The 6,898-nt window shown below is 36.1% G+C and carries 7 protein-coding genes and 1 riboswitch; of the genes, 1 reads left to right on the top strand and 6 read right to left on the bottom strand.

Going from position 1 to position 6,898, the window contains the following annotated elements; all coding sequences use genetic code 11:
* Positions 1-161: 161 nt before the first annotated feature.
* From O3670_RS08940 to O3670_RS08930, 3 genes are all read right to left on the bottom strand, one after another.
* Positions 162-1,454: a hypothetical protein gene (locus O3670_RS08940; protein WP_371596038.1), complete on the bottom strand. Its 1,293-nt coding sequence runs from the start codon at positions 1,452-1,454 to the stop codon at positions 162-164.
* A 56-nt stretch (positions 1,455-1,510) separates the two neighbouring features.
* Complete coding sequence (locus tag O3670_RS08935) at positions 1,511-1,786, bottom strand: hypothetical protein (RefSeq protein WP_371596037.1); 276 nt, start codon at positions 1,784-1,786, stop codon at positions 1,511-1,513.
* A gap of 234 nt (positions 1,787-2,020) precedes the next feature.
* The gene (locus O3670_RS08930; protein ID WP_214256135.1) at positions 2,021-2,209 is read right to left on the bottom strand and encodes a competence regulator inhibitor paratox; all 189 of its coding nucleotides are present in this window, start codon (positions 2,207-2,209) and stop codon (positions 2,021-2,023) included.
* Between the two features lie 525 nt (positions 2,210-2,734).
* Positions 2,735-2,807: riboswitch (Fluoride riboswitch) on the top strand.
* 78 nt (positions 2,808-2,885) lie between these two features.
* Here O3670_RS08930 and eno point away from each other — a divergent pair.
* The gene (gene eno, locus O3670_RS08925; protein ID WP_214256136.1) at positions 2,886-4,154 is read left to right on the top strand and encodes a phosphopyruvate hydratase; all 1,269 of its coding nucleotides are present in this window, start codon (positions 2,886-2,888) and stop codon (positions 4,152-4,154) included.
* A gap of 187 nt (positions 4,155-4,341) precedes the next feature.
* Here the strand turns inward: eno and O3670_RS08920 are convergent, their stop codons facing one another.
* From O3670_RS08920 to O3670_RS08910, 3 genes are all read right to left on the bottom strand, one after another.
* Entirely contained in the window at positions 4,342-4,614 is a 273-nt protein-coding gene (locus O3670_RS08920; RefSeq protein ID WP_442759092.1) for a competence regulator inhibitor paratox, read from the bottom strand.
* Between the two features lie 420 nt (positions 4,615-5,034).
* A complete protein-coding gene (locus tag O3670_RS08915) occupies positions 5,035-5,238 on the bottom strand; it encodes a cold-shock protein (protein WP_288582825.1) in 204 nt (67 codons plus the stop codon).
* Positions 5,239-5,430: 192 nt separating this feature from the next.
* Positions 5,431-6,633 carry an IS110 family RNA-guided transposase gene (locus O3670_RS08910; RefSeq protein WP_371596036.1) on the bottom strand — a complete coding sequence of 401 codons (1,203 nt, stop codon included), beginning with the start codon at positions 6,631-6,633 and terminating at the stop codon, positions 5,431-5,433.
* Between the last annotated feature and the right edge of the window lie 265 nt (positions 6,634-6,898).

Raw genomic sequence — 6,898 nt, 5'->3', positions numbered from 1 at the left:
TCGACATGGACCAGCTCCCGACCTTCTTGCCGTAGCTTCCGGTTAGGCTATCTGGTATTTACAAGGTTATTCAAAACTACCTTGAAGGTTCCTAAATAAACCTTTTAGTCATTATAACATATTTATCATTTGAGGCAAGGAATCAAGCAAATAATCCAATATCACTTTTTCTTATGTTTAATCTTGTTCAGTTTAAGGTCTTTGTAAGAAAGTTTATTCTCTAAAATAGCCACAAATTCATATGGAGCATTAAACATAATTTCAAAGCCTTTTTGTTTTCGCTGGTCAAACCAAGACATCTCTTCTGGGTTATAATCCTTACGGGATTGCAAGGATTTGAAGTCCTCTTGATAAAGAGTAAAGGTATCACCCAACATCAAGATCTGATTAGCAATCCGTCCAAAACGGTTCTTTCGTGCTTTTTTTACCTTATGCCAGATATAATGTTTTTGGTCTAGAAGTTTCTTATAGGCTGAGTCCTGCACCCATGCTCTCTTCCCTTTTTTCGGAACACCATTTTCATCGTAGTTGTCTGGGTTTAAGGCTCGACGCTTACTTTCTATAGCTCTATCCAAGTCCGCCAACCGTTTACTATACCCAAAATCATTGGAGAGATCATAAACAATAGTCTCATTATCACGCGCAGCAGTAATCGCCATCTGCTCAACAGATAACTTGATTTCCACGTTTCCTTTATTTGGTAGCTCATGGTCTAATCCATAAGGAACACCATCAAAGACTAATAAGATACTGTATTTCCAAACATTTCCCTTAACAAGAGTCCGTTTTAGAGCATATAACGCTAATTTTTGAAATTCCAGTGCATAGGCAAGCTTAATCTCTTGGCCTCGACGAAAAGCAAAAGGAATAATTAACTTGTCGTTTCTGCCTTTACCAGTCGCAAAGAATACCCCTTCATCAGTCACGTAGTTATTGCATTTACGGTACCATAAAGTCGTAAAATCCACTAAGCGACCAACTGAGACGTGATTACTGCTTTCTCTCTGCTTTCGACGCTGAAGATAGGCTCCTTTAACTGTCTGAGCAATAATTTCCATATTAGACCAGTGGATTATCCCTTCTTCTGCATACCTTTTATACATGGCAGCTGCTTGTCCTAATTCTTTATATCGGATGAATTTACCACTATTAAGACCAAATCTATCATTTAAGGCTATCCAATCAGCTTTAAGTGTCGCCGAAAGCTCCTTATGAGTTTCCTTCATAGAAAGTTTCTTTGTCTTGTCTTTCTCTTTAGAGATAGCTTCCTTTAACTCTGCCAGCTCTTTAGTACGTAGAGACAAAGACTTATATTCCTCTGAGCTAACACGACGATGTTCTTGGCAATTGATCCAATTTGTTACGGCTCGTTTTAACTTGTAGCCATATTTAAAACGTTTGGCTAGAAAATCATCGTAACCTTTGGTATTCAAAGGGATTTCTAAAGTATACACTCTACTATTCCTTTCTCTAAGAAGTTATCCTTTCTTAATAATATTGACTATACTAATCATCTTCTTTTACAAACTTCCTGAATGACCGCATAAAAACCAAAACCAAAAAACAATCCAGACATAATAACTCTACCATCAAAGATCATGTTATAAAACGTCTGCCAAAAAACAGTCTCGCCATACATAAAATTAGAGTAAACAGAGGCACTTAAAAAAGCCATAATCAAAATACCAATAGCCATCCAAAAAGCCAAATACCCTAAACATTTAACAATAACTATCAGCCAAAAATAAATGTCATAAGCTATCTCAATTATTTTTTCACAACTCATGTTATATTCTCCCATCTATGTATTACAGAAACTCAACTATATTATAGAGTAGAGCTAAGCTAGGTTTTTCTTAGCTATCTATTCACCCTAAAAAGCTATTAAAATCTGCTATTATATAGAAGAAAGTTGTTATAGATTGCTTTACAATTTTCCTAAAAGTTAGCAAATAGGTAAGTAAAAATAGCTTAATTACGAGTTCAGCAGGCAAGGAACTAGCACCAATAAGGTGCTTTTTTAGTTGCCTCCGCCTAGTTCCTTTATTATATCTGATACCTTTTCTAAACTCAATGTTTCGTGTGGCTCAACTCGTTCACCGTCTAAAACGTAATCATGGATCTTACCATTCTTTCGGACAATCTGGACAGTATCACCTTTAATAAAACCATTGTCCATAGCCTCTTTAAATTCATCATAGGTTAGCATTGTATTATCTCCTTTTCTATAGTATTCGTAATTGATACAGAAAAACGTATCTTTTTAAGTAATTCTATTATAGCGAAAAATGTTAGCAAACATTAGCATAAATTGGTATAGACACCCCTTAAAAATCTGAAAAAATGGCGCGTGATACAAGCGAACACCTTGTGGTGGCTCTCCTAGGCTCATAATAGAGGCGGGGGTCGTTTTTAATAGCGTCTAGGATTTATTTATACCACCCTTATTATAAAATCGTGCTACGGGCTTTTTAGAAGGGTTTTATACCAACATTCCCCAACAATTAGGCGTTTTATATCAAGTTTTTTCAGCAATTAAAAAAACGCTACGATAAACCAAGCGCTTGAATTTTTTATGAATGAATTAGTCATATCTTGTTTTTCTAGTACACGTTAGAACACTTACACAGGAGCAAATTATAGTGATTATAACACAATTTTGTTTAATGATAAATGTATTTTTAAAAAAATCAGTTTCAAAAATTTGACCTCATAAAAATAAAATGGTAAACTAACAATAGATGGGTATGGTGCACACCCGAAACCGTTTCAAGAAATAGCTTGAATCTAATGGCGCCTACAAAGCAAAGCCTTTTTTTGACTTGTAGTCTGCCATTTTTTCTTTGACTTACAAGGCATTAAAGGCAAAGAAAAGGAGAATTATTATGACAGTCACAATCGAAAACATCCACGCAAGAGAAATTTTTGATTCTAGAGGAAATCCAACCGTTGAGGTAGATGTTAGATTAACAGATGGAACACTAGGACGTGCAGCAGTACCCTCAGGAGCATCAACCGGAGACCGTGAAGCAGTTGAATTAAGAGATGGCGGAGCCCGCCTTCAAGGGAAAGGCGTTTCTAAAGCCGTCGCAAATGTCAATGGCGAAATTTATGAAGCATTGAAAGGACAATCACCATTTAATCAAGCAAAATTAGATCATTTGATGATTGAGCTTGACGGGACAAAAAATAAATCTCGTTTAGGGGCTAATGCAATTTTAGGGGTTTCAATGGCCATTTCTCGTGCGGCAGCGAATAGTGAAAAAATTCCACTCTATCGCTATCTTGGTGGAGTTGATTTGGAACTTCCACAACCATTTTTCAATGTCATTAATGGTGGAGTACATGCCGATTCAGGAATTGACGTTCAAGAATTTTTGATTACACCAGTCAAACGGGACAGCTTTCGCGATGGTTTAGAAAAAATTGCAAATATCTACCATACTCTGAAGAAAATTTTATCTGACAAAGGGCTAGAAACAGCCGTAGGTGATGAAGGTGGCTTTGCCCCTAAACTTGGTTCTACTGAAAATGCAATTGCTACACTTTATCAAGCAATTGAAAGTGCAGGATATGTTCCTGGTGAAGAAATTGCGATTGCCATTGACCCAGCTTCAAGTGAATTTTATGATGATAAAGAAAAAGTTTATCGTTTTGAAGGGCAAAATTTGACTTCTAAAGAACTATTGACTTACTATGAAAATTTAGTTGAAAAATATCCAGCACTTATTTCCATTGAAGATGGATTTTCTGAACATGACTGGGAGGGCTTTGCAGCTCAAACGAAAGCTCAAGGTCAAAAAATTCAATTAGTAGGTGATGATATTTTTGTGACAAATCCCCAAATTTTCAAAGAAGGAATTAAAAAGGACGTAGCAAATGCTATTTTGATTAAACTTAATCAAATCGGAACAGTAACTGAAGCGATTGAAGCCATTAGTTTAGCGAGAAAAGCAGGCTATAAGACAATGATTTCTCACCGTTCAGGTGAAACAGTTGATAGCTACATTGCCGATTTTGCCGTAGCCATGCATGCTGGTCAGATAAAAACAGGTTCAATGGCTCGAAGTGAACGGGTTGAAAAATATAATCAATTCTTGCGAATTGAAGAAGATTTAGGAAAAGATGTAGCTCTTGCTAAATTTCCAGGATAGATAAAAATAAAAAAACATTAATTTTTATAATTAATGTTTTTTTATTTTTAAGAATGTGAATTTATAGAGGAGAAGAGGGGATTCGAACCCCCGATACGCTTGTGACGTATACACACTTTCCAGGCGTGCTCCTTTACTGTTTGTGGTTTATCTAAATAGTTTTTTATTATTTCCTGTTGTTTAATATTTAAAAATAATCTATTCTTTTTTTTAGTAGTTCTGAATGAATATTGACTACTCGTATGATTTTTTCTATATATGTCTTACTAACGCCTAACTCGTCTGCTAACTCCTTTATTATATCCGATACTTTTTCTAAACTTAATATTTCGTGTGGCTCAACTTGTTCACCGTCTAAAACGTAGTCATGGATCTTACCATTCTTTCGGACAATCTGGACAGTATCACCTTTAACAAAACCATTGTCCATAGCCTCTTTAAATTCATCATAGGTTAGCATTGTATTATCTCCTTTTCTATAGTATTCGTAATTGATACAGAAAAACGTATCTTTTTAAGTAATTCTATTATAGCGAAAAATGTTAGCAAACATTAGCATAAATTGGTATAGACACCCCTTAAAAATCTGAAAAAATGGCGCGTGATACAAGCGAACACCTTGTGGTGGCTCTCCAGACGGCAATATAGGGGCGGGGATTGATTTAAACACTCGTATAATATCATATCCCATACCACAATCACTTAAAACGTCATACAGGGCTTTTCAGGGGCTAATAAGGACGTTCTAAAAAATTCAAAAAGGGAAAATCACGCGCAAAAAAGGGCAGCGTTGTTATATCCGAATAATACAGTGCCCCGATAAAAATTTAAGGGTATTTCCGAATAAAAAAGAAGCTATCAAAATAGCTCCCCTTAAACGTTAAGAAATTTTAATAATATCGACTGCTTGAAGTCCGCGTTGTCCTTGTTCAACGTCAAACTGAACTTTCTGACCGTCCTCTAAAGATTTAAAACCATTAGATTTAATTTGAGAAAAGTGTGCGAACACATCAGTCCCATTTTCTTGAGAGATAAAGCCAAAACCTTTATCCGTATCAAACCATTTTACTGTACCTTGTACCATTGAGTTACCTCTTTTTTCTACCATTTGTCAAGTATAATACGGTTTCTGACTCAACATTATTTCTGAAAATGTATGAAGGGAATTTTTTGAGGAATAGTTCAAGCTATTTTTCTGACATTTGAGCATATAAAAACGACACCTTATCTGGCATTTTTTGAAACAAGGTGTTAGAATTATAAGGCATAAACGACTTTAATGACTTCGGGCTAAAGTATAGTCGTAAAGTTTATTATGCATTATAAGATAATACATTGTCCTAATAAGGCGATGTATAGAGGCAATTGTATGTGGCTTAGTTGAAGTTATCTGCGATTGTCTTTTTCGTTTCTCATAGAAATCTGCGATATGGCAAGGATTGGTATGGCTAGCTGCAGCGATATTGTGAATACATTTGTACAGAATTTTTCTTGCATAAGGATTCCCGCGCTTCGTGATATGCTCTTGAGCTAGAAAATCTCCCGATTCATAGTGTTTGAGATCAATACCGATAAAAGCGTTGATTTGATTGGCAGACTTAAAGCGACGAATGTCTCCTAATTCGCCAATAACGCTTGTAGCCGTTGTTTCTGCGATACCAGGAATAGAGAGAAGAATCTCATATTCAGGTAGAGGTTTAGCTAACTCTACCAACTGTTCTAAAACTTGTTCTCGACGGTTTGTCAACCTTATAAGTTCCTGTGCGTTATACTTAACCTCTTCTATCATAGGAGAGGTTTTTGAAATGGCAGAATAAGATTGCTTTGCCAATCCAACTAACTTTTCAGCCAAGTTACCTACTCTGTTCTCTGAAATGCGTTTAGATGTTGAGTTGCGAATAGCTTCTTTCAACTCAACTTCTGATAGTTCCAGCACCCAATGCTTGGTTGGGAAGATGGACACGAGATTCCAATATTGCTCACCTGTAGGAGTAGATAGTAGATTCTCGATTTCCGGGAAGGCGACTTGAAGAACTTTGTGCAACCTATTTTTAGTCCTTACGATATCCTCTGTCAGATTTTGGTAGAATCGGCTAAGATCATGCAAGTTTCGATAGACTTCTTCTTGAACGTAAGTTGGCTTACGGTTTAAAACAAATTGTGATGAAGCTAGTTTCTCTGCATCAATCTTATCGGTTTTCCGAACTCGTAAGCTATCAAGTTGCTTCTTAGCTTCCAAAGGATTAAGACGTGTATAGTCATAGCTGTTTTCTTCTAGAAAAGCCTGAAGTCGGCGAGAGTAGACACCAGTAGCTTCGAAAATAATTTCAGGGTTGCTCACGGTCTTTAGATCCTCCAGTAGACGAGAAAATCCGATAATGTCATTAGGCATAGTATAGCCATGAACCCTATCGCCATTCACAAGAATAGCGACTTCTGAGCTTGCTTTACTCACATCAATTCCAAAAACTGTCCGCATTATGTTTACCTCTTTGTCTTGAATGATTCCTTATTTTAATGATTTCATTTTCAATACTCGACGTCTAGCGCCAAAAGAAGCCACGACTTAACAAGACACCTCTACTTTAACACAAAGAAAAAGTAGTGAGTACTCTCTCCCGTCGGAGATTTCTTCACTACTAATCTTAGTATGTTTTATATAAATTTGGAAAAACATTTAAGAGGAAAAACAAAAGATACCACTTATTACTTAAACTCCAAATCTTATTTACACTCGTTATTCT

The sequence above is a fragment of the Streptococcus sp. 27098_8_74 genome (assembly GCF_041431705.1).
Lineage (GTDB): Bacteria > Bacillota > Bacilli > Lactobacillales > Streptococcaceae > Streptococcus > Streptococcus salivarius_E.
The sequence above is the reverse complement of the archived record's forward strand: the minus strand, read 5'-3'. Positions and strand labels throughout refer to the sequence as shown.